The sequence below is a fragment of the Sphingomonas sp. genome, from assembly GCF_041661825.1.
GTDB lineage: Bacteria > Pseudomonadota > Alphaproteobacteria > Sphingomonadales > Sphingomonadaceae > Sphingomonas.
On record NZ_JBAZTU010000004.1, the window covers coordinates 75,262 to 100,571 of the forward strand.

Below are 25,310 nucleotides of genomic sequence, written 5' to 3' on the forward strand. Positions count from 1 at the left end.
CGCGGGCCGGTCAAGCCCGCACATAGGCCCCGGCACGCATTTGGCGGCCGGAGTTGAAGGAAATAAAATGTTCGATACCAAAACCGTAAGCATCCAGTGGGGCGGCAAGACCCTCACGCTGGAAACGGGCCGCGTTGCCCGCCAGGCCAATGGCGCCGTCATCGCGACGCTTGGCGAAACCGTCGTGTTGTGCGCGGTCACCGCTGCACGCTCCGTCAAGGAAGGGCAGGATTTCTTCCCGCTCACCGTCCATTACCAGGAAAAATTCTCGGCATCGGGCCGCATCCCCGGCGGCTTCTTCAAGCGTGAGCGCGGCGCTACCGAAAAGGAGACGCTGACCAGCCGCCTGATCGATCGCCCGATCCGCCCGCTGTTCCCGGAAGGCTTCTACAACGAGATCAACGTCATCGCCCAGGTGCTGAGCTATGACGGCGAGAACGAGCCGGACATCCTCGCGATGGTCGCCGCTTCCGCCGCCCTCACCATCTCCGGCGTGCCCTTCATGGGCCCGATCGGCGCAGCACGCGTCGGCTATATCGACGGCGAATATATCCTGAACCCGACCCTCGAGCAGACCAGGGAAGGCGATCTCGACCTCGTCGTCGCCGCCACCGGTGGCGCCGTGATGATGGTCGAATCCGAAGCCAAGGAGCTGTCGGAAGACGTGATGCTCGGCGCCGTGCAGTTCGCCCACAAGGCCTGCCGCGAAGCCGTCAACGCGATCATCGACCTGGCCGAGCAGGCCGCCAAGGAGCCTTGGGAAATGGCCGAGCAGGCCGATCTGTCGGCCGCCAAGGACAAGCTCAAGAAGCTGATCGGCAAGGACATCGCCGCCGCCTACAAGGTGACCGACAAGTCCAAGCGTTCGGATCTGCTCAACGAAGCCCGCGCCAAGGGCAAGGCGGCGTTCGCCGACGCGGCCCCGCAGGACCAGATGGCCGCCGGCAAGCTGATGAAGAAGCTGGAAGCCGAGATCGTTCGCGGCGCCATCCTGAAGGACGGCAAGCGCATCGACGGCCGCACCACCACCCAGATCCGTCCGATCGAGGCAATGGTGCACTTCCTGCCGCGCACGCATGGCTCGGCGCTGTTCACGCGCGGCGAGACTCAGTCGATCTGCACCACCACGCTCGGCACGCGCGACAGCGAGCAGATGATCGACGGGCTGACCGGCCTGTCCTACGAGCACTTCATGCTTCACTATAACTTCCCGCCCTATTCGGTCGGTGAAGTCGGCCGCTTCGGTGCGCCGGGCCGTCGTGAAGTCGGCCATGGCAAGCTCGCCTGGCGCGCTTTGCACCCGGTGCTGCCATCGAAGGACGAGTTCCCCTACACGATCCGCGTTCTCTCCGACATCACCGAGTCGAACGGCTCGTCGTCGATGGCGACGGTGTGCGGCGGTTCGCTCAGCATGATGGATGCTGGTGTGCCGCTGAAGCGCCCGGTCTCGGGCATCGCGATGGGCCTGATCCTCGAAGGCAAGGACTTCGCCGTCCTGTCCGACATCCTGGGCGACGAGGATCATCTCGGCGACATGGACTTCAAGGTGGCGGGCACGTCCGAGGGCATCACCACGATGCAGATGGACATCAAGATCGCGGGCATCACCGAAGAGATCATGCGCGTCGCGCTGAGCCAGGCCAAGGAAGGCCGCGCCCACATCCTGGGCGAAATGGCCAAGGCGCTCGATCACACCCGTGAGGAGCTGTCGGCGCACGCACCGCGCATCGAGACGATCACGATCGACAAGTCGAAGATCCGTGACGTCATCGGCACCGGCGGCAAGGTCATCCGCGAGATCGTCGCCACCACTGGCGCCAAGGTCGACATCGATGACGAGGGCGTGATCAAGGTCAGCTCCTCGGATTCGGCGCAGATCGAAGCCGCGATCAAGTGGATCAAGGGCCTGGTCGAGGAAGCCGAAGTCGGCAAGATCTATGACGGCAAGGTCGTCAACCTGGTCGATTTCGGTGCGTTCGTGAACTTCATGGGCGGCAAGGACGGCCTCGTCCACGTCTCCGAGATCCGCAACGAGCGGGTCGAGAAGGTCAGCGACGCGCTGAGCGAAGGCCAGGCCGTGAAGGTCAAGGTCCTCGAGATCGATCCGCGCGGCAAGGTTCGCCTGTCGATGCGCGTCGTCGATCAGGAGACCGGTGCCGAGCTGGAGGACACCCGTCCTGCCCGCGAGCCCCGTGAAGGCGGTGACCGCGGCGATCGTGGTCCGCGAGGGCCCCGCCGTGACGGTGACGGCGGCCGTGGCCCGCGTGGCGACGGCGGTGGCCGTGACCGCGGCCCGCGCCGCGACGGTGACGGCGGTCGTGGCGACCGTGGTGATCGTGGTCCGCGTCGCGATGGCGGCGGTGACCGTGGTCCCCGTCCCGAGCGCTCGGGCGGCGGCAACGATGACGGCCCCGCGCCGGAATTCGCACCTGCCTTCCTGACCGGCGACCGCGACTAAGCGATCCCGGTTCCGCAAGGACAAGAAAAGGGGCCCGGGAAACCGGGCCCCTTTTTTGTTGGGCGGAGTACCGTCGCCGGACGGGACTTCCTTCTTCACCCCTCCCTTTCAAGGGAGGGGCAAGGGGGGTGAGCGGCGGGGCGGGCTCGATGCCCGGCCCGCCGCTATGGACTGGGCGCAAGGATTCTTTAGGCGCGCAGACGCGCGCACCCACCCCCTTCCCCTCCCCTTCAGGGAGGAGTGAGAACCATCGCCCGAACCGGCCGCGGCCGCCGATCCTGCCCGACCGCAACGAATGCGAACTCCGCCTCGGTCACCTTGTTCGCTGCCTCCGAATGCCGGTCGCGCGCCCAGGCCTCGACCTGGACTCGCATCGAGGTCCGCCCGACCTTGATCAGCCGGGCAAACACCGACACCTCGTCGCCGACAAAGACCGGGCGGTGGAAGGCCATGCCCTCCACCGCGATCGTCACTGCCCGGCCGCCCGCATGACGCGAGGCGACCGAGGAAGCGGCGAGGTCCATCTGGCTCATCAGCCAGCCGCCGAAGATATCGCCGTAAACATTGGCGTCGGCAGGCACCGCCGTCACGCGGACGGCGGGCTGCTCCTCCGGCATGGCTTCAGGCAGCGTCATAAGCGCCCCGCACGCGCATGCGCTGCGCCGCCGCGACCATTGCGATCAGCGCGGGACGGACCTCCTCCCACTTACGCGTCTTCAGGCCGCAATCCGGGTTCACCCAGAGCTGCTCCGCCGGCAGCCGCTTGCCCGCGAGCGTCAGCAGCTCGGTCATCTCGGCTTCGGCCGGGATGCGCGGCGCATGGATGTCGTACACGCCCGGCCCGATCTCGTTGGGATAGGCATAATCGGCAAAGGCATCGAGCAACTCCATCTGCGACCGGGCGGTCTCGATCGAGATGACGTCGGCGTCCATCGCGCCGATCGAGGGCAGGATGTCGTTGAATTCCGAATAGCACATATGGGTGTGGATCTGGGTGTCGTCGCGCACGCCCGACGCGGTCAGCCGGAAACATTCGACCGCCCAGTCGAGATAGGCCTGCCAGTCGGCGCGGCGCAGCGGAAGACCCTCACGCAGGGCTGCCTCGTCGATCTGGATCACCGCCGCACCGGCTGCTTCCAGATCGATCACCTCGTCGCGGATCGCCAGCGCGATCTCGCGGCAGCTCGCGCTGCGCGGCTGGTCGTCGCGCACGAACGACCAGTTGAGGATCGTGACCGGGCCGGTCAGCATGCCCTTCATCGGCTTGTCAGTCAGCGACTGGGCATAGCGCCACCATTCGACCGTCATCGGCTTGGGCCGCGCGACATCGCCGAACAGGATCGGCGGCCGCACGCAGCGCGAGCCATAGCTTTGCACCCAGGCGCTGCGGGTGAAGGCGAAGCCGGAGAGTTGCTCCCCGAAATACTGGACCATGTCGTTGCGCTCGAACTCGCCGTGCACCAGCACGTCGAGGCCGATCTTCTCCTGCCACTCGACCGTCGCCGCGGTCTCGATGCGCAGGAACTGCTCATAGGCCAGGTCGTCGATCTCGCCCTTGATGTGCGCGGCGCGCGCCTTGCGCACTTCCGGCGTCTGCGGGAAGGAGCCGATCGTCGTCGTCGGAAAGCTCGGCAGGCCAAGCCGCGCCTGCTGCGCCGTGCGACGTACGGCAAAGGGCGAGGTGCGCTTGCTCATGTCGAGATCGACCGCCGCGAGCCGCGCCGCGACTGCGGGATTGTGGATCAGCGGCGAGGTCTTGCGCGCTTCCACCGCCGCGCGGGCCAGGGCCAGCGGCTCGGCGACCGTCTCGGCGCCCTGGTTCAGCGCCTGCGCCAGCACTGACAATTCCCCGATCTTCTGCACGGCAAAGGCAAGCCACTGCCTCACTTCCGCATCGAGCGCCGTCTCGATCGCCAGATCGACCGGCACGTGCAACAGCGAGCAGGACGGCGCGAGCACCAGGTTACGCTCACCCGCGATTGGCGCGATCCGTTCGATCAGCGCGTCGAGATCGGCGCGCCAGACATTGCGCCCGTCGATCACGCCGAGCGACAGCAGCAGGTCGGGCCGGGCGCGCTGCCACACCGCGTCGAGCTGCTCCGGCGCGCGGACCAGGTCGATATGCAGGCCGTGCACCGGCAGGTCGGTCGCCAGCTCCAGATTGTCGCCGAGCGCGCCGAAATAGGTCGCCAGCATCACCTTCGGCCCGTTCACTGAAAGGCGCTTATACGCCTGGCGCAGCGCGGCGCGTTGCTCGTCGTCGAGATCGAGCACCAGGCAGGGCTCGTCGATCTGCACCCAGTCGGCGCCGGCGCGGGCGAGCTGCGCCAGCACTTCCTCATAAACCGGCAGCACCGCCTCGAGCAGTGCCAGCGGCGCGACATCCTTGCCCTTGGCGAGCGTCAGCCAGGTCACCGGCCCGAGCAGCACTGGCCGTGTGTGATAGCCGAGCGCCTTGGCCTCGAGGAATTCGTCCACCGCCTTGCTCGACGACAGCGCGAAGGCCTGCCCCGCGCTCAATTCCGGCACCATGTAGTGATAGTTGGTGTCGAACCACTTCGTCATTTCCTGCGCCGTGCTGTCCAGCCCGTGCGCGCAGCCTTCATGGCCCTTCGCGCTCTGAGCACCACGAGCCATGGCGAAATAGGTGTCGAGGCCGACCTTGCCGCCGCTCCATCCATAACGTGCCGGGACCGCGCCGAGCATCGCCGAGGTATCGAGCACATGATCGTAGAGCGAGAAATCGCCGCTGGGGATGATGTCGGCACCCAGTGCCTTTTGCCGCGCCCAGGCAGCGGCGCGCAGGCCCTGTGCGGCGAGGGACAGCGCGTCGGCGTCGGACTTGCCCGACCAGAAGCTTTCAAGCGCGAACTTCAGCTCGCGGCGCGGGCCGATACGGGGGAAACCGAGGGTTGCGACTGAGATGGTCATCGTCTTGGCCTTGCGTTGGGCAAGGTGACGGCCGGACGCGCGACAACGGGCCGACGCCCCATGGCAAGCCAGGGCGCGGTGCTGCACGCGGCCTGACCGGACACCCCGCCGGAGGACGTTATCTGACGAGGCAGGTCTCCTGGCTCGCGGGTCGATGCGACGATCCGGCCTTCCCGGTCCCTTGCCTGGACCAGTGACACGAAATGGATCGCCGCTCACCGCTCACAGTTGCGGGGGCAGCGCCGGAATGGACGCGAACCCTTGCGAGCGCGCGCCGTCACCGGCTTCCCGTCTTAGCTCCGCCCGACAACCGGACGGAGAACCTCGACAGTCACAAGGATAGCCATCGCGCGCGCCGCGTCAAGCATCATATAAAGAATTCTTTATATCGTTATATGATGCAAAATGCGCGTACCCCTCCAGGGGTGTGACAAAAGTCTCCAACAGAAAAGGCGCGCTTTCGCGGCCTTCTCCCTCGTGAAAATCCAACAGGGGCGCAGAAATCGGCACCGAATTTTGTCACACGCCGGCATCGGCCCGGGCGCCGAGGTCGCGGCGATCTCCGCCGCGTTATCCCTCGTCGCGCACCCGCTCGTGGTGGCGGATCACTTCGTCGATGATGAAGCGCAGGAATTTCTCGGAGAAATCGGGATCGAGGTTCGCCTGCTTGGCCAGCCCGCGCAGCCGGGTGATCTGCGCATCCTCGCGGCCCGGATCGGCCGGGGGCAGCCCCGCGGTCGCCTTGTAGCGGCCGACTGCCTGAGTCACCTTGAACCGCTCGGCGAGCAGGAAGACCAGCGCCGCGTCGATATTGTCGATGCTCTGGCGATAGCCGCTGAGCGTTTCGTCGGTCACCTTGCCGTCCCCACCAGTTCGCCGGGCCTTTTGCGGATAGGCGCGGCGACACGCAACCCCGAAAGGCTGACGTTCACGCCCGCAAAGGCTTGCCTTTGCCCGGCCATGCGGCCACATCGCAGGCACCATGAGCGCCACGATCCACCGCCTCGATGCCCAGCGCCAGCCGTCGCTCGAACCGATGGTGCAACTGGTTGCTGGCGACCTGAACCTCGTCAACGCCGTGATCCTGTCGCGGATGCAGTCCGAGATCCCGCTGATCCCGGAGCTGGCCGGTCACCTGATTGCCGGCGGCGGCAAGCGCATGCGCCCGATGCTGACGCTCGCGAGCGCGCGCCTGCTGGGCTATACCGGCGCGCGGCATCACCGCCTCGCCGCCGCGGTCGAGTTCATCCACACCGCCACGCTGCTGCACGACGATGTGGTCGACGGATCCGACCTGCGCCGCGGCAAGCGCACCGCCAACCTCATCTGGGGCAATCCGGCCAGCGTGCTGGTCGGCGATTTCCTGTTCAGCCGCTCGTTCGAGCTGATGGTCGAGGACGGCAGCCTCAAGGTGCTGAAGATCCTGTCGGGCGCCAGCGCGATCATCGCCGAGGGCGAGGTCAATCAGCTCACCGCCGCGCGCCGGATCGACATCGGCGAGGAACGCTATCTCGACATCATCGGCGCAAAGACAGCCGCCCTGTTCGCCGCCGCCTGCCGCATCGCCGCGGTCGTCGCGGAACGCCCCGAGGCCGAGGAAATGGCGCTCGACGCTTATGGCCGCAATCTCGGCATCGCCTTCCAGCTCGTTGACGACGCGATCGACTATGTCTCGGACGCGGGCACGATGGGCAAGGACGCCGGCGACGATTTCCGCGAAGGCAAGTCCACTTTGCCCGTCATCCTCGCTTATGCGCGCGGCAGCGTCGAGGACCGGGCGTTCTGGAAGGCCGCGATCGAGGGGCACCGTTCCAGCGACGAGGATTTTGCGCACGCGGTCTCGCTGATCCGCTCGACCCGCGCGGTCGACGACACGCTCGCCCGGGCGCGCCATTACGGCCAGCGCGCGATCGACGCGATCGGCAGCTTCGCCCCGAGCCAGGCCAAGGACGCGATGGTCGAAGCCGTCGAATTCGCGGTGGCGCGCGCTTACTAGGCCGCGCCGGTCAGTGCCGGTGAGTCTCCACCGCCGGTGCACAGGGTAGCGGGTCGCTCTCGCTGCCGATGATCTCCACCTGCAACGTCGCATGGCCGATATCGAAACGGTGCTTCAGCATCTCCTGCGCTTCGCCCAGGAACGCGTCGCCCGGATGGCCGTCGGGCATCACCAGATGCGCGGTCAGCACCGTCTCGGTCGTGCTCATCGGCCAGATATGGACGTGATGGACCCGCGCGACGCCCGGCAAGGTGCGCAGCGACATGCGCACCTTGTCGTAATCGATCTGCCGCGGCACCGCGCCGAGCGACATCTCGACCGATTCGCGCAGCAAGCCCCAGGTCTGCCAGAAGATCAGCGCGGCAATGGCGATGCTGACGATCGGATCGATCCACAGCTCGCCGGTCCACAGGATGGCAAGCCCGGCGACCACCACGCCCGCCGACACCGCCGCATCGGCCGCCATGTGCAGGAAGGCACCGCGGATGTTGATGTCGTTCTTGCTCCCGCGCACGAATAACAGGGCGGTCGCGACATTCACCACGATGCCGATCGCCGCGACGATCGCGACGGTGCCGCCCTCGACCGGCGCCGGTGCGGCCATGCGCTGCGCCGCCGCCAGCACGATCGCCCCGAGCGCGACGAGCAGCAGCAGCGCGTTGGTCAGCGCGGCGAGGATCGTCGTGCCCTTCAGTCCATAAGTGAAGCGCTTCGTCGCCGCCTTGCGCCCCAGCGCGACCGCACCCCAGGCGACCGCCAGCCCCAGCACATCGGACAGGTTATGCCCCGCATCCGCCAGCAGCGCGACCGAATCCGCGATGAAACCGAACGCCGCCTCGGTGACGACAAAGCCCAGATTGAGCGCGATGCCGATAGCAAAGGCGCGGTCATGGCCGGACGCAGGCGCGTGGGAATGGCCGTGATGCCCATGGCTATGGCTATGCGAATGGCCGTGATGATGGCTGTGGTCGGCCACGCGATTCTCCGTCTGTTGCCAGGGACGTACCATCGCTCGCCCGCGATATGCTAGGACATCGAAATGAGCGACGAGATCGAAACCGTCACCTTGTGGCGACCCGTCGGGCCGAAGGAACTGGCCCTGATCGAGCAATCAGGCTTCCGCGCCTTCCCGCCGCGTCTGCCCGAACAGCCGATCTTCTATCCGGTGCTGACCGAGGCCTATGCCGTGAAGATCGCGCGCGACTGGAACGTGAAGGCGAGTGGATCGGGCTATGTCACGCGCTTCGAGGTGCGGAAGGACTATCTCGACGCGCATGCCGTTCAGGAAGCGGGCGGCCGCGCGCATCTGGAATATTGGATCCCGGCCGAGGACCTGCCCGCGTTCAACGCGGCGATCATCGGCGAGATCGTCGTGACGCAGGAATTCCGCTGATTTCCCTCCCGATCCATGCCGTGCTGCCGGACCTGCTCGCCGCGTTGCGGGTCGGGTCCAACGCCGTGCTGGTCGCGCCGCCGGGTGCGGGCAAGACCACGGCGGTGGCGCCTGTCTTGCTCGGCGAGCCATGGTGCACCGGCGAAATCCTCCTGCTCTCGCCGCGGCGCCTGGCTGCGCGGGCGGCGGGCGAGCGCATGGCGATGCTGGCGGGCGAGCCGGTCGGCAAGACCTTCGGTTACGCCACGCGGATGGATTCGAAGCGCTCGGCCGAGACGCGCGTGACGGTCGTCACCGAGGGCATCTTCGTCAACCGCATCCAGGCCGATCCGGAACTGGCCGGCGTCTCCGCGGTGCTGTTCGATGAAGTGCATGAGCGCAGCCTCGACAGCGATTTCGGGCTGGCGCTCGCCCTCGATGCGCAGGGTGCGCTCAGGCCCGACCTGCGGATCGTCGCCATGTCGGCGACGCTCGATGGCGCGCGTTTCTCGACCCTGATGAGCGGCGCGCCGGTGATCGAAAGCGAGGGCCGCAGCCACCCCCTGACGCTCCGCCATATCGGCCGCGCGGCGGAGGCGCGGATCGAAGATTCAGTCGCGGGCGCAATCAAACTGGCGCTGCGCGAAGAGACAGGCGGTGTGCTTGCCTTCCTGCCCGGTGTGGCCGAGATCGAGCGCACCGCCGAGCGGATCGACGGGCTGGGCGGCGACATCGTGCTGCACCGGCTGCACGGTAGCCTCGACCCCGGCGCCCAGCGCGCCGCGATCGCACCCGACCCACAGGGGCGGCGTAAGATCGTGCTCGCCACCTCGATCGCCGAGACCAGCCTGACGCTCGACGGCATCTCCGTGGTGGTCGATTCGGGGCTGGCCCGTCGGCCGCGCTACGACCGGGCGGCCGGCATGACCCGCCTCGTCACCGAACGGGCGAGCCAGGCCGCCGTGACCCAGCGTGCCGGTCGCGCCGCGCGGCAGATGCCAGGCGTCGCCTACCGGCTATGGGAGGAAGCGGCGACCGCCGGCCTCCCGCGCTTCGATCCGCCCGAGATATTGGAAGCGGACCTGTCGGCCTTGACGCTCGACTGCGCCCTGTGGGGCGTGGCCGATCCGCGTACCCTCGCCTGGCTCGACCCACCCCCCGCCGCCGCGATCGACGAGGCGCGCAGCCGCTTGACCGTGCTGGAGGCGATCGACGCGGATGGCCGGCCGACCCCGCATGGCAAAGCCATCGCTCGCCTGCCGCTGCCGCCGCGACTCGGGCACATGCTGGTGCGCGCCGGCGAGATCGGGCTGGCCGGGACGGCGGCCGAGGTTGCAGTGCTGCTCGGTGAGCGCGGGCTCGGCGGCAATGATGTGGACCTGGAGAGTCGCCTCAGGCGCTGGCGCACGGAACGCGGACCACGAGCCGAAGGCGGACGGAAATTGGCGAAGCGGTGGGCCTCTCTCCTGGTCCCTCTCACCCCCGACCCGCGAGCGGGAGGAGGAGAAGCAGTAGCCGTCGCGGTCTCTCTCGCTTTCCCCGACCGCATCGCCAAGCGCCGCGACTCCAGCGGCGAGACCTGGGCCTCGGCGGGCGGACGCGGGTTCAAGCTCGATCCCACCTCCTCGCTCGCCCGCAACGAATGGCTCGCCGTCGCCGAAACGCAAGGCATGGCCTCCGGCGCGCGCATCCTCTCCGCCGCGCCGATCGACCTCGCCACGGTCGAGTCGCTCTTCGGCGACCGCATCGAAACCCGGCGCAGCGTCCGCTTCGATCCGGCGACCGGCGGGGTGCAGGCGTTGCGCGAACGTCGCCTCGGCGCGATCCGGCTCTCAAGCGGGCCGGATTCAAACGCCAATCCGGAGGAGATCGCTGCTGCCTTGCTCGCCGGTGTGCAAGCCGGCGGCTTCTCCCTGCTGCCCTGGAGCGAGGCGGCCCGCGCACTGCTCGATCGCATCGCCTTTGTCCGCGAGGCAGGCGGGTCAGTGGACGAGATCGACGAAGCGCACCTGCTCGCCCGCGCCGACGAATGGCTGGTTCCGCTGCTGGCTGGCAAAAGGCGCCTCGACGCACTCGATACCGGCGTGCTGGCCGAATCGCTGCGTGCGGTGATCGGTTGGGATACGCTCAGGACGCTCGACACGCTGGCACCGACGCATTTCCATTCGCCCGCCGGGACCAGCCACCCGATCGACTATGCAGCCGAAGGCGGCCCCCGGGTCGAGCTCCGCCCCCAGCAGCTGTTCGGCCTCGCGGCCCACCCCAGCATCGCGGGCGGGCGCGTGCCATTGGTGCTGAGCCTCACCTCGCCCGCCGGCCGGCCGATCCAGACAACGCGCGACCTGCCCGGTTTCTGGGCGGGCAGCTGGGCCGCAGTCGCCAGGGAGATGCGCGGGCGCTATCCCCGTCATCCCTGGCCCGACGACCCCGCCGGGGCGGCGCCGACTACCCGGACGAAAAATGCGGATGCACGCCGCGCCCAACCGCGATAGAGGGCGCAGGAGAGTTTCGAGGACAAGACCATGGCCACCGCCCGCATCTACCAGCGCCCCAAGAACGCGATGCAATCGGGCCGCGCGCGCACCGATGCGTGGCTGCTCGAATTCTCGCCCGCCGAAGCCAAGCGCCCGGACCCGCTGACCGGCTGGGCAGGTTCGGGCGACACGCGCGAGCAGGTCCGGCTCGGCTTCCCCACGCAGGAAGCGGCGATCGCCTATGCCGAGCGCGAAGGCCTGGCCTTCACCGTGATCGCGGCGCCCGAACGGAAACTCAAGCTCCAGGCCTATGCCGACAATTTCCGGTGACGCCCAAGCTGCTGGTGCGGCGCTGGATCGCCGCTTTCAATAATGCCGATGTCGACGCACTGGCCGCCCTGTACCGGCCCGATGCGACCAATCACCAGGTAGCGCTCGAACCCGTCCATGGCCGCGACGCGATCCGCGCGATGTTCGAACGCGAATTCGCCGCTGCGACGATGGAATGCGTGCCCGAAAACCTGTTCGAGGACGGCGAATGGGCGATCCTGGAATGGCGCGACCCGAACGGCCTGCGCGGCTGCGGCTTCTTCCATGTGATCGACGGCCATATCGCGCTTCAGCGCGGCTATTGGGACCGGCTCAGTTTCGAGGCGGCGCAGAAGGCCTAGCCCTGCGACGTCACCCCAGGATCGACGGGCTCAGCAGCAGGAACATCCGAACGTCGATCGCGACGCCCTCGGCCCGCTTGGCCGCGACGAAATCGACGATCCCATCCAGCGGCACGCGGTGGACGGTGATGTCCTCATCGCCGTGCCCGCCGCCTTCGCTCACCTTGGTCAGCCCGGTCGCACGCACCAGGGTGAAACCTTCCGAGACCATGCCGGGCGAAGACTGGAAATAGCCGATCGTCTCGACCTTGTCCGGGCGATAGCCGGTCTCTTCCTCCAGCTCGCGCGCGGCGGACGCCTCGGGAGCCTCGCCTTCCTCCTCGTCGCCGACCAGGCCCGCGGGAAGCTCGATGCAGCGCTTGCCCAATGGCACCCGGTACTGCTCGACCAGGATCACCTCGCCGTCGTCGATCGCGAGGATCACCGCCGCCTGGATGCCGCGCGCGCGGGAGACATATTCCCAGGTCCCCTGCTTCTTCACGACGATGTATTTGCCAGCCCAGACCGTCTCGGCGGGTTCACTCATAGCTCAATCAACCTGTCCGGAAGTTCGTTGCGGTCGGTTTCGGTCTTGGGGAAATTCTCGGACAGGATCGTGCCGATCTGCGCGACCGCCGCGGCCATGCCCTGGGCCGGGCGGCCGAGACGTACTTCGTCGACCAACGCTGCCATCGCGTCGCCCCAGCGCTCGGCCGGCACTACCTTGTGGATCGCCTCGTCAGCGACGATCTCCGCCATGCGCTCGTCGAGCGAGAGATAGAGCAGGATGCCGACGCGCGCCTGGGTGCGGCGTTCCGCCCCGACCTTGAAATACTGGATCGCCCGCCGCCGCACGCGCCGCGCCCGCGTGGCGCGCGGGGTCAGGGCCATGCGCAACGGCGCCCAGGCCAGCGCGTAGCGGACGATCAGAAAAACGATCGTCTCGGCGATCAGCACCGAGAAGAGGATAGTGCGAGCACTAACCTCGCCCCAGCCGTTGGAGAACCAGGCGAATTTCGCCTCGAACGTTCCCGGGCTCATCGCCGCAAGCGCGATCACCGCAAGCGCCGCGGCAAAGGCGTAATGGAGAGCAGCATCATGGTACTGGTCCGATCGCTCGCTCACGATCGTCACGATCTCGCCGTCAGTACCTTCTTCTGCGCGGGTGACCGCATCGGCGACCAGCTTGTGCCCCTCGGCGTTCAAATGCTCGATTCGCGCCATCACCAGCTCCCCGACGCCCCGCCGCCCCCGCCGGAGCCGCCGCCGCCCGAGAAGCCTCCGCCGCCGCCCCAGTCGGAACCGCCACCACCGCCCCAGTCGGAACCGCCGCCGCTGCTCCAGCCGCTGCCCCAGCCGCCGCCGGATCCACCACCCAGCCCCGGCCCCCACAGGATCACCGGAGCGACGCCGCTTCGATAGCGCCGACCGCTCGTACCCCGCCGGAAACGGGACAGGACAATGAACGCGACCACGATGATCCAGAAGATCACGACGAACGGGATACTGGTTCCGCTGTCGTTCGATCGGGACCGTGCGGCGGGCTTGCTCACCTGCTGCACGGCCCGCGCCTCCGCAGCCTCGAGCGGCAGCTTCATCTGCTCGCTGACCGCTTCGGCTCCGGCGACAATGCCGCCGGCCATATCCCCGGCCTTGAATCTCGGCAGGATCGTCTCGTTGATGATCATGCTCGACAGCGCGTCGGTCATGATCGGTTCAAGGCCATAGCCCACCTCGATCCGGACCTTGCGTTCATTCGGGGCAACGATCAGGATAATGCCGTTGTTCGCGCCCTTTTGCCCGATGGCCCAGCCGCGGATCAGCTTGTTGCCATAATCCTCGATCGGATAGCCTTGGAGATCCGGGATCGTCGCGACCACGAACTGGCGCGACGATGCCTTTTCGATGTCGCCGGATAATTGGGTTAGCTGAGCCGCCTGCTCGGGCGACAGCAGCTTGGCGTCGTCGACCACCCGGCCAGTGAGCTTGGGAATGGTCTGGGCGGACGCAGCCTGAAGCCCAAAGAGCAGCGTCAAGGCCACTGCCAGCATCAGGCGAAGGAAACGGTTCATGCGGCGAGCCTTTGTGCAGGCGTTATCTCACGAATCACGCCGTCCACCCCGACGGCGATGCCGCGCGGATAGTCGCCCGCGCGAAATGCCGGCAGGATCGCGGTGTCGATGATGGTCTTCGCTTCTTCGTCGCGCAGTGCCTTCTCGAGGCCGTAGCCGACCTCGATACGAACCTTGCGCTCGTTCGGCGCGACGATGAGCATCACGCCGTCGTTGATGCCCTTGCGGCCGATGCCCCAGCTTCGCAGCATGGTAACCCCGTAATCCTCAATCGTGTGGCCACCCAGACCAGTGACCGTGACGACGACGAACTGGTGCCCGGTGTCCTTTTCGAGCTTCGCCAACCTGTCGGACAGCAAAGACCGCGACGAGGCCGGTATGAGATTCGCGGCATCGACGACGCGATCCGACAGAGTCGGAAAATCATATCCCGCGGGCGCGACGGGCTTGGCCGGGGCGGATGTTCCGCACCCGGTCAGCACCAGCAACAGGGCGAGCGATCGGATCAGCTGGCGTTCCCGAAATTGACCGTCGGGGCCGTTTCGGCGCCCGGTGTGGTCGCCTGGAAGGGCGCCATTGGCTTCGAACCGTAGAACACCTTCGCACCGATCGCGTCAGGGAAGGTGCGGATACGGGTATTATAGGCCTGCACCGCGTCGTTATAGTCCTTGCGTGCGATCGTGATGCGGTTCTCGGTACCCTCGAGCTGGCTCATCAAGGTCGTGTAATTGCCCTGGCTCTTCAGCTCGGGATAGGCCTCCTGCAGGCGCTGGAGATTCAGCGTCACGCCGGCCTGCGCCCGCTCATAGGCCGCCACCTTGGCCGGATCGGTGAGATCGTCGCCCGACAGCTTGACCTGCGATGCCGAGGCGCGCGCCTGCGTCACCTGCACCAGGATATCCTTTTCCTGCGCGCCGGCGGCCTTCACCGTGGCGACGAGATTGGGAATAAGATCGGCGCGGCGCTGATAGGTGTTCTGCACATCGGCCCAGCGCGCCTTGGCGTTTTCCTCGGCCGTGGGGACGCTGTTGAGGCCGCAGGCGGAGAGCGCGATGGCGGACATCAGCGCGAAGACGGCACGGTATTTCATGAACAATCCCTCCAACCCTTGCGCGCCCATGATAGGCGACTAGCCTAGGCACGCGGAAGTGAAATCGGATGGAGGCGTCGCATGTTCAAGGAGTTCAAGGCATTCATCGCCCGGGGCAACGTGCTGGATCTCGCCGTGGCGGTGATCATCGGCGCCGCCTTCGGCAAGATCGTGACCTCGCTGACCGACGATGTGCTGATGCCCGTGATCGGCAAGATCTTCGGCGGGCTCGACTTCTCCAGCTATTTCGTCGTGCTGGGCAAGGTACCCGAGGCGCTGGCCGGATCGACCGATTATGCCGCGCTGAAAAAGGCCGGCGTGCCGGTGTTCGGCTATGGCGCGTTCATCACCCAGGCCGTCAATTTCCTGATCCTGGCCTTCATCATCTTCCTGATCGTGCGCGCCGCGAACAAGCTGATCGCGAAGCCGGAAGAAGCACCTGCCGAGCCCGCCGCCGAGCCGGCGGACGTCACGCTGCTGCGCGAGATCCGGGACGAACTGAAGAAGCGCTGAGCCTCACGCCCTCTCCCCTTGCGGGAGAGGGAAGGGTTTATGCCGCGGCGAGGTCCTCGGCGCGGGAATCGGCCAGGCTGGTGCCGTCGAGGATGCGCGCGGTCTCGTCGCGCACACGGGCCATCGCATGACGGATGGCACAGCTCGCCTCGTCCTTGCAGTCACGGCAGGGACGATAGGCGGTACGGCTGACGCAGGGCACCAGCGCAAGCGGCCCTTCGATCACGCGGATGATCTCGCCGAGCGAAATGAGGTGAGTCGGGCGCGACAGGCAGTAACCGCCCATCTTGCCGCGGTGGCTGTGCAGAAAGCCTGCCTCGCGCAGATCGGCCAGGATCAGCTCGAGGAACTTGCGCGGGACATTCGCCTCAGCCGCAATACGGTTCATCGGGATGGGGGGACCGCCCGCGGGCGCCTCAGCCAGAAAGATCATCGCGCGGAGCGCGTAACGGGAACGCTGAGTCAACATAGCATGACCGATATGGACTCATATTGTGGCGAGCGAAAGGCGGGCTTTTCATTATGTTTACAACGCCTATATTGAGCATGCCGCCGGTTCGCCGTCGGCTATGGTGATAAATTGCGGCGTACAATAGATGCAGCGGACCCGGGGGCAGTACCCGGCGACTCCACCACAACCGGCCCTTCGGGACCGGTCATGACGGGGTCGAACCAGGATCGACGTGTATTGAAAAGCGCTGTTTTTGCCCGGGCTGAGTAACCTGTAAAAGGCTCAAAACCACAAGTGCTAACGATAACGAAGCACTCGCGATTGCCGCGTAAACCGGACCTAACGGTCTAGTTTACTAAGGACGAAAGCGCGGTTCGGGCCGCACCGGGCAACAGAAGCGGACACCGGCGGTACGGGGGGCACCGAGCAACAGAAGCTCCCCACTTTCCTTTTTTCTTGAACCTCTCCCCATGGGGACGCCCCGTGGCTCCTCCCCTGAAGCAGCCAGAGCAGTGGTTGTTTCCTCTCTGCGCGGCGCGCCGCCGGACTCCCGGCAGCTTGGCTCGACCTGCCTTCATTCTGGCGCAAGCCTATTGCCCACCCGGCCAGTAGGAATAGCGTTGTGGACGGGGGCGAAGTCGAGTCGGCACGCTCAAAAAAAGCGGCCGCGGCTACGCCCGATACCGGGAGAGCTGTCATGGACCTTGATTCGTCTGCCGACCGTCCGCTTCCAATCCTGATCGTGGCACGCGGCGATCCCACGCTCTCGCTGCCCGTGCAAAAGGTCGAGCTCGACCTCTCGAAATTCCATAGCGGTCGCTGGGCACAGCAGCTCGATACGGCGATGACCCGCTCGCGCGAGCCGATCGTCCTGCTTGCCCAGGGCGTGGCCTGCCTGGCCGTGGCGTGGTGGGCGCAACTCTCGCCGCGCAGTTATCTCGAGCATATCCGCGGCGCGGTGTTCCTGTCGCCGCTGAGCATCGGCTTCGGCCAGGCGGCGATCGCGGCCAAGGCGCGCGTGAGCCCGGCGACCAAATTGCCCTTCCCCTCCGTCGTCGCGAGCGACCCGTCGTCGATGATCGAGCAGGTGCTGGCGCTGGCCGATAATTGGGGCAGCCGTTTCGTCGATGCCGGCGCGGTACCGGGATCTCACCCGAGCAACCGGCGTGGCGGCGGGACGGCGGCCGAGGACCGGCTGTTGCAGTTGCTGGGCCTGTTCGACGCCGCGGCGACCAGTGGCACCGGCACCGCACTCGACACGGCGGTGGCGGCGCGGCTCGAAAGCGTTCGGTAACCGATCGCCAGGATCGGGCCTTTCCGTCGGGTTCCATGAAGCTGGCACCTTCATGAAACCCGGGGAAAGGTAGGGGGCGATTCATCCAGCTGGGTTTTCGCTGCTAGGGCCGGGTCAGCCGCCGCTCGCCAGGCGCTTGCGATATTCCAGGGCCGGCAAGCCGCCCCAGCCCCAATTTTCGGTATCGACTTCCTCGATCACGACGAAGGTCCACTCGACCGGCTTGTGAAGGACATCGAGCAGAAGTTGGCTTGCCCCGGCGATGAGGGCGGCCTTTTCCTCGGCGGTGACGGAGTCGCGGCCGGGGCCGGCCCCCTCGCGCGTGATCTGGATGGTGACGATCGGCATGGTGACTTCTCCTTGTGCTGAACCTTAATGACCGGCGCTCTGGCCGCCATCGACGTGCAGAATCTCACCCGTCACGAAGCCGGCGGATTCGAGGTACAGCACGGCGTCGACCACATCGCGGATCTCGCCCAACCGCTTCATCGGATGAAGGCCGGCGAGGAAGTCGAGCGACTCCGGCGCGTGCATCGGCGTCCTGATCACGCCCGGCGAGACCGCGTTCACGCGGATGCCCTGCTGGGCATATTCGATCGCCAATTCCTTGGTCGCGGAGTTGATCCCGCCCTTGGTGAGATTGGCGAGCGCGGTCGGCACGCCTGCGATGGGGTTGTCGGTCAGGCTGGTCGTGATGCTGACGATATGGCCGCTGCCCTGCTGCAGCATCTCGGCGGCCACCGCCTGGGTGACATGGAAGAAGCCAGCCAGGTTGGTCGCGACCTTCCCCGCGAAATCCTCGGCCGTGTAGTCGGTGAAGGGTTTGGCGATGAAGATGCCGGCATTGTTGATCAGCGTGTCGATGCGGCCGAAGCGCGACAGCGCCTCTGCCACGACTCGCTTTGCAGTGGCGGGATCGCCCACATCGCCGGCGACGGCGACGATATCGGGGTCATTGCCCTGCTCGATCGAGCGCGACGTGGCGATCACGCGGTAATTGCGGTCGCGATAGGCCTTGACCAGCGCGGCGCCGATGCCCTGCGATGCGCCGGTGACGACGGCGACTTTCTGTGCTTCGTTCATGGGAAAATGGGCCTCGAAATGATGCTCCGGCTGGCGGGGTGCCGCCGGTGGACATCATTTAGGACCGCGCGATATCCGGCAGAATATTCGCTGTTCGGTGGATACTCTTCCGTTAAACGGAAGAATTCGCCGCCAAAGCCCCGGCCTGGGCCGACAGGCGGGCGAATTCGGCGCGGAGGCGCGGGGCCGCGAAATCCATGAAGGCGCGGACCTTGGGTACCGAGGTGCGACCATGCGGGGTGAGCAGATGGACCGGCAGGGCCGGCGGCTCGGCATCGCGCAGGATGATGCGCAGCGCGCCCTGCTCGACCTGTTCGGCGACGTGATAGGTATAGAGCCGCGTGACCCCGATGCCCTGGACCGCCGAGGCGAGCGCGGCGCGCACGCTGTTGACCACCAGCCTAGGCCTGAAATGGATCGAGCGCGGGACCGAGCTGCCGGCGGCCGGCGGGAATATCCAGGCCTCCTGCCCGAAATGCGTGGTGGTGACGATCCGGTGGCGGGCCAGGTCGCCGGGCTCGACGATGCGCGGATTGGCCGCGAGATAGCGCGGCGAGGCGACGATCACGCGTTTGACGTCGCCGCCGATCCGGACCGCGATCATCGACGAATCCGGCAGCTCGCCGACGCGGAGCGCGATATCGATCCCTTCCTCGACCAGATTGGCGTGGCGATCGAGCAGGACGAGGTTCACCGACACCGCCGGATAGGCTTCCAGATAGGCGTCGACGATCGGGCGCAATATCTCCTCGCCGCTGATCGGCGGCGCCGACACCGTGAGCACGCCGCGCGGGGCGGCGCGTTCGTCCGCGACGCTCAGGTCCGCCTCTTCGAGATCGGTCAGCACGCGCCGGCACGCCGCGGCATAGCGCTCGCCCGCTTCGCTGAGCTTCATCGAGCGCGTCGTCCGATGCAGCAGTTCGGCACCGACATGGTTCTCCAGGAAAGCGATCGCGCGGCTGACCGCGGCGGGCGACCGCCCGAGCCGCCGGCCGGCACCGGCAAGACTGCCCTCTTCGAGCGCGGCGACGAAGACCTTCATCGCATCGATCCGGTCCATGCCGATCCTTCCGGTTGGCGGAATAGTGGAGCACCATCGTCCGACATTCTGCCCATTCAGACAAGGATACACCGTGCGCCCGGCCGGTAATCCGTGCCGTTCGAACGTCCACCGATTTTGGGATCAAGATCACCATGCTAGCTTGCGGGGAGCAATCGAAGGATCCTCAATGACCGGTGTCACCCGTCACGGCGCGTTCGAGCATATGGCGCGGCATCGCCATAGCGAGGGCTATGTCGCGCTGGTGCTGGCGGGTGGTTATATCGAGGCCGGGGATCGCGGCCGGGTGCGGGTCGAGGCGGGTCATGCGGTGATCCACGGCGCGCATGAATCGCATCAGGATAGATTCGATCGCGCAGGCGCCAGCGTGCTGAACCTGCCGCTGCTCGGGCCGGGCATCGATGCGGCGATGGGCGTGGTCGAAAATCCCGACGCGGTGGCGCGGCTCGCCGAACGCGACCCGCACGGCGCGGCCGCTTTGCTGCGCGCGATGTTCGAGCCATCGTCGACGCGGCTGAACGACTGGCCGGATCTGCTCGCGGCTGCGCTGGCGGAGGAGCCAGATCGCCATCTCGCCGACTGGGCCGACAGCCTGGGGCTCGCGCCGGAATCGCTCAGCCGGGGCTTCCGGCGTGCTTATGGAACGAGCCCGAAGCGCTATCGCCTCGAGCAACGCGCCTTGCGCGCCGTGCGCCTGCTGCCTGGCTGGCAGGGGTCGATCGCGTCGCTCGCCGCCGAGACCGGATTTGCCGACCAGGCGCACCTGACTCATGCCATGGTCGCGCTGACCGGCAGCACGCCGAACCGGCTGAGGGTCAAGTCCGTACAAGAGACCCCGGGCCAACCCCGCTAGCGAAGGGGCATGCATCGCCGTTCCTTCATCGCCGGCGCCCTTGCGGCGCTGCTTGCCTCGACCATCACCTCGCCAGCCCTGGGCCAGGCCCGGGTCAACCGCACGAAATGGAAGGTGCGGTCGTCCGAAGGGTTCGACGCGATCGCCTTTCTCGGGCCGTTGTCGGGCACCAAGCTCTACACCGACATCTATGGCGAGGATGTCGCCGCCTTCGCACCGAAACTGCCCGAGGCAGTGCGAAACGATATTCCCAAGCTGTGGGCAGAGGCAGGGACAGCCGGTTTCGGGCTGCTCGGCCCGACCCTGTCCGTGCTGTTCTCCGCGAACGGCAACGACGCGACGATCGATTCGCTGCTGACCGCGCTCCGCGGACGCAGCACGCTGATCCTGCCGAGCTACAAGGCCAGCCCCTATTGGGAGGCGAAGGACTGGGCGTGGTTCGAGGCAGCGGCGCCGCGCCTCGACGCGATCTTCAGCGCGATGCGCGCGGCAGGCTTTGCCGCCTTCCGGGCCGGGCGGATGGGTGCCGGGCTGGAGGCGCGGATTGGCGAGGTCGCGCGCGCGCTCAAGGATTTCGACGTGATCTCGCTGCAGGAAAAACTGACCGGCCGGACCTTCGACCCCGAAATCCAGATCGTCCTGCTGCAGTTCTGCAAGCCGCACGGCATCAAGGTGCAGGGCCAGATGTTCCTGCAATCGGCCGAGTATGACACGGCCACCACGGTACGGATCGCCGCGCACGAGATGCTGCACCCGCCGGTCCGGATGGACGGCCCGGCCGCCACCGCCGCGCTCGCGATCTTTGGGCGCGACCCGCTGATCACGAAGATCGTCCGCGAGCATGATCCGCGCTGGGGCTACACCAGTCTGGAAGGCATGCTGAACGAGGATCTCGTCCAGGCGCTCGACCAGCTGATCAGCGAAGCGCTGGGTGTCGCACGTAATCCGGCCGATCGCTGGCACCGGTCGGACGACGGCATGCATGTGCTGGCGGCCGGCTTTTACGGCCTGCTGCGGCAGGATCGCTGGATCCGCGTTGGCGGGTCGATCGAGCAATGGCTCGCCGACGCCGCGGCCAAGGGCCGGCTGGCGCCGGCGGCGTTCCATCCGGTTGCCGCGCGCGTGCTGGAGCGGCCAGTCGATGCGCTGTGGCCGCTGCCAGCGGAAACCAGGAGCTAGGCGGATCGGCTTCCTCAAAAGCCGATCGTCGCCATGCTGCCCGGCTTTACCGCGAGTTCCGCCTCGAGCCGGGCGAGCAGGTCGCCCGCGGGAAGCGGCCCGGTCACCTTCACCTGCCTTGCGACGACCGCGAAGTCGCCGGGTGTGAGCGCGCTCAGCCGGGCGAGCCCGGCGGGCGCCGCGCAGCCGAAGAAGCGCTCGAACGCGCGTGCCGCCGATGCCGCCGACAAGGGCTGCAGCGCGAGCTTGAAGGTGAAACGCCGGAGCGCGGCCGGATCGAGCCGCGCCTGATCGTTGGTCGCGGCGAACACCGGCAGCGGGTGGCGGTCGAGCCAGGTGAGCAGCTCGTTGACCTGAGTCACCTCCCAGCTCACCCGCGCGGTCTTGCGGTCGAACAGCAGCGAATCCGCTTCGTCGAAGAACAGCACGCTGCCCTCCGCCGCCGCCTCGCGAAAGGCCGCCGCGATGTTCGCCTCGGTCTCACCGACCCATTTCGACAACAGGTCGGACGCGCGCCGAGTGGCGAGCGGCCGGCCGAGTCGCTCCGCCACCTCGCCCGCGAGCTGGGTCTTGCCCGTGCCCGGCGGCCCCGCCAGCAATACCGAGAAGGCCTGCACCGCGCCCGGCCGCGTCAGCCGCTCGACCAGCCCGGCGACGGGCGTGTCGCATTCGAACAGCGACAGATCGACCTTTCCCGACGCTTCAGCCAGAGTCACCGCCTGGCCGCGCAGCGACCCGACCAGCGCCCGCGCGACGCGCTCGTCATCGCCCGCGGCAGCGCCGGCGATCCGGGCGGCGCGCATCGCGACCCGCGCCACGCTGGGCGTTTCGGGCGCCTGCCGCGCCAGCACGCTCAGGTCCTCGCCGATCGCGCATTCCTCCATCGCCGCCATGCGCGCCAGCACCCGGTCACGCTCGCTCCCGCGCGGATGATCGAGCTTCAGCACGAAGCTCATCCGGCGGAGATAGGCCGAATCGACATTGTCGATCGCATTGCTGGTCCAGATGATCGGCACGCCGTTCGTCTCCAGCATGCGGTTGACGAAGATCTTCGACCCCGCCCGGTTGGCGAAGCGCTTGCCGCCATCGACCTTGTTCGCATCGCCGATCAGATCCTCCAGCTCGTCGAACAGCAGCAGCGCGCGCTCGTCGCGCTGGAGCGCCCGTTGCGCACGGAGCAGCGCCGCGACGCGCTCGTGCCGGCGCGGCTCGGTGCCGTCGCTGTCGGCCTCGCCCACCGCGAACAAGGCCGCGCCGACATGCCCGGCGAGCGCGCGCGCCAGCTCGGTCTTGCCGACCCCCGGCGGACCGTGGAGCAGCACGTTGATGCCGGGCGCACGCGTTTCCACCGCGCCGGCGAGCAGCCGCGCGACGAAATCGACATCGCCCTGCATCGCCGGAAAATCGCCGAGCGACAGCGTCGAGACCTGGCGCTTGCCCGCCAGCGCCTCGATCAGCCGCTCGGGATCATGCCCGCCACGCGCGAGCAGGCTTTCAAACCACCAGCTCGCATCGAACGACACGCCGCCGCCATGCGCCATGTCCACCTCGAACAGACCGAGCTGCACCGCCATGCTGTTGCGCGCGACGGTACCGGCATGGACCGCGTCGGCGCCCGCCAGCATGCCGGCGATGCGCGCCATGTCCTCATGCGCCATCTCCAGCGCCCAGCGCAGCCGCGCGATACGGGGATGGAAGGAGAGCGCGAGCCCTGCCTCCAGCACGGCCCTGTCCTGATCGTTCAGGCTCAGCACCGCCCCGATATTCTCCGCCGCTTCAGCCAGCTCGGGCGTCAACGGGTCCTCCGCCATGTCGGCGAGCATCGTCGACAGCTTCGACCAGCTGATCTTGCGCCCGCCCTCTTTGGGCGTGTCCTTCACGCGCGGCTTCGGCGCCGGCCAGAAGACCGACTTATGCTCTTCCACCCATGCGAGCAGCGCCTGACCGGCCCGCCCATCCTTCGTCAAAGTCGCGCGCAGCATCGTCGCCAGGCGCCGCGACGTCACCGTCGTGCCCATGTGTCTCATCCATGTGCCGCAAACGGACGCGTGGCGTCGGTTTGCGAACCTTAAGTTTTGGGATTTGAACATGCCGGGTCCAACGACCCGGCCGGGCGCGACTAGCGCTTCGGCGAGGTCCGGACGGCGGCGGGCTCAAGCCCGAATATGATTGCCGTGGCGAACATGTCAGCCTTCCTGCACCCCGACATTGGGGCGGGTGGCGCACTAGGCGCGTGCGCGGGTTTCGTCAAGATCGTAACGGATGCGACCAGTTGCACGGACTCAATCGGGGTCGCGTTTTGCGCCGTCGAGGGTGCGGTCGATGCGCGCCTGCTCCTCGCGCGACGCCCGCTTCTCGTCCCTTGTCTGCCCGAATGCCCGGCGATTGGCTGAGGCCGCCGCCTCCTTGTCGGCACGGGCGCGGGCCTTGCGGGCGGTGCGGAGGTTGATGATCTCGGCCATAAGCTGGTGATAGCAGTCAGGCGGCGGGCGGCGCCAGCGCCCGGGTGAGCGGCCGGGCGATCAGCAACACGATCAGCCCGCCGGCCAGGCCGATCGCCGCGTCGAGCGTCCAGAAAGCGGCCGGGCTCATCTGGTCGTAGAAGCTGCCGATCCAACCCATCATCACGCTGCCGACGAAGAAGGACAGGAAAGCGCCACCCATCAGCGTGGCGTTCACCCGGGGCGGGGCCGCCTGGGAGATCAGCGCCAGCAGCACCGGCCAAAAATAGAGGAACGCGACGCCCATGCCGGCATAGCCGAGCAGCGCCCAGTAAACCGGCACGCGGCCATCCGGGCCGGCCAGCAGGCATCCGACCGCGAAGATCCCGGCCGATACGCCAGTCAGGCCTGAGCCGATACCGATCTTGGCGACATCGCCCGGCTCCCGCCCGCGCGCCGCCTGCCAGCGCCACAAGGCGACCAGCGGCGGCACGGCGATAACGCTGGCAAAGGCATCGACGGAGTTGAACCAGCTCGCGGGCACCGTGCCGAACGGCGTGGCGAGATCGACATGGCCGTCGATCCATACCACGCCGATATTCCAGATCATCGGATAAGCGATGTTGGGGAGCACGGTGAGAAGGATCACCGCGATCAGCAGCCAGGTACGGACGGATTCCTCCCGCGTGAGCGGCGGATAGACGATGTGCTCCTTGCGCGTCCGCCCGCCCGGGATGTGCCGCGTGCCCGCGAGATAGGTGATCAGCGCGACGATCATCAGCACGCCCGCTGCACCGAAGCCGACATGCCAGCCATAAGCCGCAGCGAGCCCGCCGCAGACCAGGGGCCCACCGACCGCGCCGATATTGATGCCCGCGGAAAAGATCGTGTAGCCCTGAGTCCGCCGCGATTCCTCCTCGGGCGCATAGAGCTGACCGATCTGCGCCGAGATATTGCCCTTCAGGCAGCCCGACCCGGCGATCAGCAGCGCCAGCGCGATCAGGAAGCTGGCGTCGAACGCCATGGCGATATGCCCCGCGCTCATCAGCACGGCGCCCAGCACGACGGTCGTCCGCGTACCGAGCAGCCGGTCGGCGAGCATGCCGCCAAGGATCGGGGTGAAATAGACGAGGCCGGAATACCAGCCGAAGATCAGCGAGGCGAAGGCCTGGTTGCTGATCGCGCCATGCCACTCGAGCAGGTGACGCAGCGCACCAAGGCCGAGGACATTCTCCGCATGGCCGGGCGTGAGCAGCTGCTGGACCATGTAGAGCGCGAGCAGCGCGGTCATGCCGTAATAGCTGAACCGCTCCCATGCCTCAGTGAAAGCGAGATAGGCGAGGCCGCGTGGGTGGCCGAGAAAGGCGGTGTCGTCAGTCCGTACGGTCATTCA

26 protein-coding genes, 1 other RNA gene and 1 riboswitch are annotated in these 25,310 nt (G+C 67.2%); of the genes, 11 read left to right on the forward strand and 16 right to left on the reverse strand.

The features are described 5' to 3' along the window. The first annotated feature begins 67 nt into the window (after window positions 1-67). The gene (pnp, locus tag WC729_RS18915) at window positions 68-2,458 is read left to right on the forward strand and encodes a polyribonucleotide nucleotidyltransferase (RefSeq protein WP_372855657.1); all 2,391 of its coding nucleotides are present in this window, start codon (window positions 68-70) and stop codon (window positions 2,456-2,458) included. Window positions 2,459-2,688: 230 nt separating this feature from the next. Here the strand turns inward: pnp and WC729_RS18920 are convergent, their stop codons facing one another. The 3 genes from WC729_RS18920 to WC729_RS18930 form a co-directional block, all read right to left on the reverse strand. Next, window positions 2,689-3,093 carry an acyl-CoA thioesterase gene (locus WC729_RS18920; RefSeq protein WP_372855659.1) on the reverse strand — a complete coding sequence of 135 codons (405 nt, stop codon included), beginning with the start codon at window positions 3,091-3,093 and terminating at the stop codon, window positions 2,689-2,691. Further along, window positions 3,080-5,389, reverse strand: coding sequence for a 5-methyltetrahydropteroyltriglutamate--homocysteine S-methyltransferase (metE, locus tag WC729_RS18925; protein WP_372855661.1), 2,310 nt, complete (start codon window positions 5,387-5,389; stop codon window positions 3,080-3,082). Before metE ends, WC729_RS18920 begins: the two co-directional genes overlap by 14 nt. Before the next feature lie 111 nt (window positions 5,390-5,500). After that, window positions 5,501-5,731, reverse strand: a riboswitch (cobalamin riboswitch). 228 nt (window positions 5,732-5,959) lie between these two features. Then, window positions 5,960-6,244 carry a chorismate mutase gene (locus tag WC729_RS18930; RefSeq protein ID WP_372855663.1) on the reverse strand — a complete coding sequence of 95 codons (285 nt, stop codon included), beginning with the start codon at window positions 6,242-6,244 and terminating at the stop codon, window positions 5,960-5,962. Window positions 6,245-6,371: 127 nt separating this feature from the next. Between WC729_RS18930 and WC729_RS18935 the strand changes: the two genes are divergently transcribed. After that, window positions 6,372-7,385 (forward strand): polyprenyl synthetase family protein, encoded by a 1,014-nt coding sequence (locus WC729_RS18935; protein WP_372855665.1) that lies wholly within the window; start codon window positions 6,372-6,374, stop codon window positions 7,383-7,385. 10 nt (window positions 7,386-7,395) lie between these two features. Here the strand turns inward: WC729_RS18935 and WC729_RS18940 are convergent, their stop codons facing one another. After that, window positions 7,396-8,394, reverse strand: a complete 999-nt coding sequence (locus tag WC729_RS18940; RefSeq protein ID WP_372855667.1) for a cation diffusion facilitator family transporter — start codon at window positions 8,392-8,394, stop codon at window positions 7,396-7,398. Between the two features lie 30 nt (window positions 8,395-8,424). Between WC729_RS18940 and WC729_RS18945 the strand changes: the two genes are divergently transcribed. From WC729_RS18945 to WC729_RS18960, 4 genes are read left to right on the forward strand one after another with little or no spacing between them, the layout of a single operon-like run. After that, a complete protein-coding gene (locus WC729_RS18945; RefSeq protein ID WP_372855669.1) occupies window positions 8,425-8,778 on the forward strand; it encodes a hypothetical protein in 354 nt (117 codons plus the stop codon). Continuing rightward, entirely contained in the window at window positions 8,775-11,249 is a 2,475-nt protein-coding gene (hrpB, locus tag WC729_RS18950) for an ATP-dependent helicase HrpB (protein ID WP_372856628.1), read from the forward strand. The genes WC729_RS18945 and hrpB overlap by 4 nt, the downstream gene beginning before the upstream one ends. A gap of 30 nt (window positions 11,250-11,279) precedes the next feature. Next, window positions 11,280-11,561 carry an ETC complex I subunit gene (locus tag WC729_RS18955; protein WP_372855671.1) on the forward strand — a complete coding sequence of 94 codons (282 nt, stop codon included), beginning with the start codon at window positions 11,280-11,282 and terminating at the stop codon, window positions 11,559-11,561. Continuing rightward, window positions 11,558-11,902, forward strand: a complete 345-nt coding sequence (locus WC729_RS18960) for a nuclear transport factor 2 family protein (RefSeq protein ID WP_372855673.1) — start codon at window positions 11,558-11,560, stop codon at window positions 11,900-11,902. Before WC729_RS18955 ends, WC729_RS18960 begins: the two co-directional genes overlap by 4 nt. A 10-nt stretch (window positions 11,903-11,912) precedes the next feature. On the opposite strand, the gene WC729_RS18965 is transcribed toward WC729_RS18960, so the two are convergent. Genes WC729_RS18965 through WC729_RS18985 form a run of 5 tightly spaced genes read right to left on the reverse strand, consistent with a single transcriptional unit; the run spans window position 11,913 to window position 15,043 of the window. Then, complete coding sequence (locus WC729_RS18965; RefSeq protein ID WP_372855675.1) at window positions 11,913-12,428, reverse strand: NUDIX hydrolase; 516 nt, start codon at window positions 12,426-12,428, stop codon at window positions 11,913-11,915. Beyond that, window positions 12,425-13,105, reverse strand: coding sequence for a TPM domain-containing protein (locus tag WC729_RS18970; RefSeq protein WP_372855677.1), 681 nt, complete (start codon window positions 13,103-13,105; stop codon window positions 12,425-12,427). Before WC729_RS18970 ends, WC729_RS18965 begins: the two co-directional genes overlap by 4 nt. Then, window positions 13,105-13,953, reverse strand: a complete 849-nt coding sequence (locus WC729_RS18975; RefSeq protein ID WP_372855679.1) for a YgcG family protein — start codon at window positions 13,951-13,953, stop codon at window positions 13,105-13,107. Before WC729_RS18975 ends, WC729_RS18970 begins: the two co-directional genes overlap by 1 nt. Next, entirely contained in the window at window positions 13,950-14,435 is a 486-nt protein-coding gene (locus tag WC729_RS18980) for a YgcG family protein (RefSeq protein WP_372856629.1), read from the reverse strand. Before WC729_RS18980 ends, WC729_RS18975 begins: the two co-directional genes overlap by 4 nt. A 23-nt stretch (window positions 14,436-14,458) precedes the next feature. Continuing rightward, window positions 14,459-15,043, reverse strand: coding sequence for a LemA family protein (locus tag WC729_RS18985; protein ID WP_372855681.1), 585 nt, complete (start codon window positions 15,041-15,043; stop codon window positions 14,459-14,461). A gap of 81 nt (window positions 15,044-15,124) precedes the next feature. On the opposite strand from WC729_RS18985, the gene mscL reads away from it, so the two are divergent. Beyond that, window positions 15,125-15,556 (forward strand): large conductance mechanosensitive channel protein MscL, encoded by a 432-nt coding sequence (gene mscL, locus WC729_RS18990; protein WP_372855683.1) that lies wholly within the window; start codon window positions 15,125-15,127, stop codon window positions 15,554-15,556. A 37-nt stretch (window positions 15,557-15,593) separates the two neighbouring features. On the opposite strand, the gene WC729_RS18995 is transcribed toward mscL, so the two are convergent. Then, window positions 15,594-16,025 (reverse strand): Rrf2 family transcriptional regulator, encoded by a 432-nt coding sequence (locus tag WC729_RS18995; protein WP_372855684.1) that lies wholly within the window; start codon window positions 16,023-16,025, stop codon window positions 15,594-15,596. A gap of 41 nt (window positions 16,026-16,066) precedes the next feature. Here WC729_RS18995 and ssrA point away from each other — a divergent pair. Continuing rightward, window positions 16,067-16,413: a transfer-messenger RNA gene (gene ssrA / locus WC729_RS19000) on the forward strand. Between the two features lie 291 nt (window positions 16,414-16,704). Further along, entirely contained in the window at window positions 16,705-17,301 is a 597-nt protein-coding gene (locus WC729_RS19005; RefSeq protein WP_372855685.1) for an alpha/beta hydrolase, read from the forward strand. A 114-nt stretch (window positions 17,302-17,415) separates the two neighbouring features. Here the strand turns inward: WC729_RS19005 and WC729_RS19010 are convergent, their stop codons facing one another. The 3 genes from WC729_RS19010 to WC729_RS19020 all read right to left on the reverse strand — a co-directional run bounded on the left by WC729_RS19010 (window position 17,416) and on the right by WC729_RS19020 (window position 19,444). Continuing rightward, window positions 17,416-17,649 carry a 4-oxalocrotonate tautomerase family protein gene (locus WC729_RS19010; RefSeq protein ID WP_372855687.1) on the reverse strand — a complete coding sequence of 78 codons (234 nt, stop codon included), beginning with the start codon at window positions 17,647-17,649 and terminating at the stop codon, window positions 17,416-17,418. Window positions 17,650-17,673: 24 nt separating this feature from the next. Beyond that, complete coding sequence (locus WC729_RS19015) at window positions 17,674-18,384, reverse strand: SDR family NAD(P)-dependent oxidoreductase (RefSeq protein WP_372855689.1); 711 nt, start codon at window positions 18,382-18,384, stop codon at window positions 17,674-17,676. A 112-nt stretch (window positions 18,385-18,496) separates the two neighbouring features. Further along, entirely contained in the window at window positions 18,497-19,444 is a 948-nt protein-coding gene (locus tag WC729_RS19020; protein ID WP_372855691.1) for a LysR family transcriptional regulator, read from the reverse strand. Between the two features lie 169 nt (window positions 19,445-19,613). Between WC729_RS19020 and WC729_RS19025 the strand changes: the two genes are divergently transcribed. Both WC729_RS19025 and WC729_RS19030 read left to right on the forward strand, forming a co-directional pair. Beyond that, on the forward strand, window positions 19,614-20,297 hold the full coding sequence (locus WC729_RS19025) for a helix-turn-helix domain-containing protein (protein ID WP_372855693.1): 684 nt from the start codon (window positions 19,614-19,616) through the stop codon (window positions 20,295-20,297). Window positions 20,298-20,306: 9 nt separating this feature from the next. Continuing rightward, entirely contained in the window at window positions 20,307-21,476 is a 1,170-nt protein-coding gene (locus WC729_RS19030) for a hypothetical protein (protein WP_372855695.1), read from the forward strand. 14 nt (window positions 21,477-21,490) lie between these two features. On the opposite strand, the gene WC729_RS19035 is transcribed toward WC729_RS19030, so the two are convergent. The 3 genes from WC729_RS19035 to WC729_RS19045 all read right to left on the reverse strand — a co-directional run bounded on the left by WC729_RS19035 (window position 21,491) and on the right by WC729_RS19045 (window position 25,307). Beyond that, window positions 21,491-23,494, reverse strand: coding sequence for an AAA family ATPase (locus tag WC729_RS19035; RefSeq protein ID WP_372855697.1), 2,004 nt, complete (start codon window positions 23,492-23,494; stop codon window positions 21,491-21,493). 264 nt (window positions 23,495-23,758) lie between these two features. Further along, complete coding sequence (locus tag WC729_RS19040) at window positions 23,759-23,938, reverse strand: DUF4169 family protein (RefSeq protein ID WP_372855699.1); 180 nt, start codon at window positions 23,936-23,938, stop codon at window positions 23,759-23,761. 16 nt (window positions 23,939-23,954) lie between these two features. After that, entirely contained in the window at window positions 23,955-25,307 is a 1,353-nt protein-coding gene (locus WC729_RS19045) for a peptide MFS transporter (protein ID WP_372855701.1), read from the reverse strand. Between the last annotated feature and the right edge of the window lie 3 nt (window positions 25,308-25,310).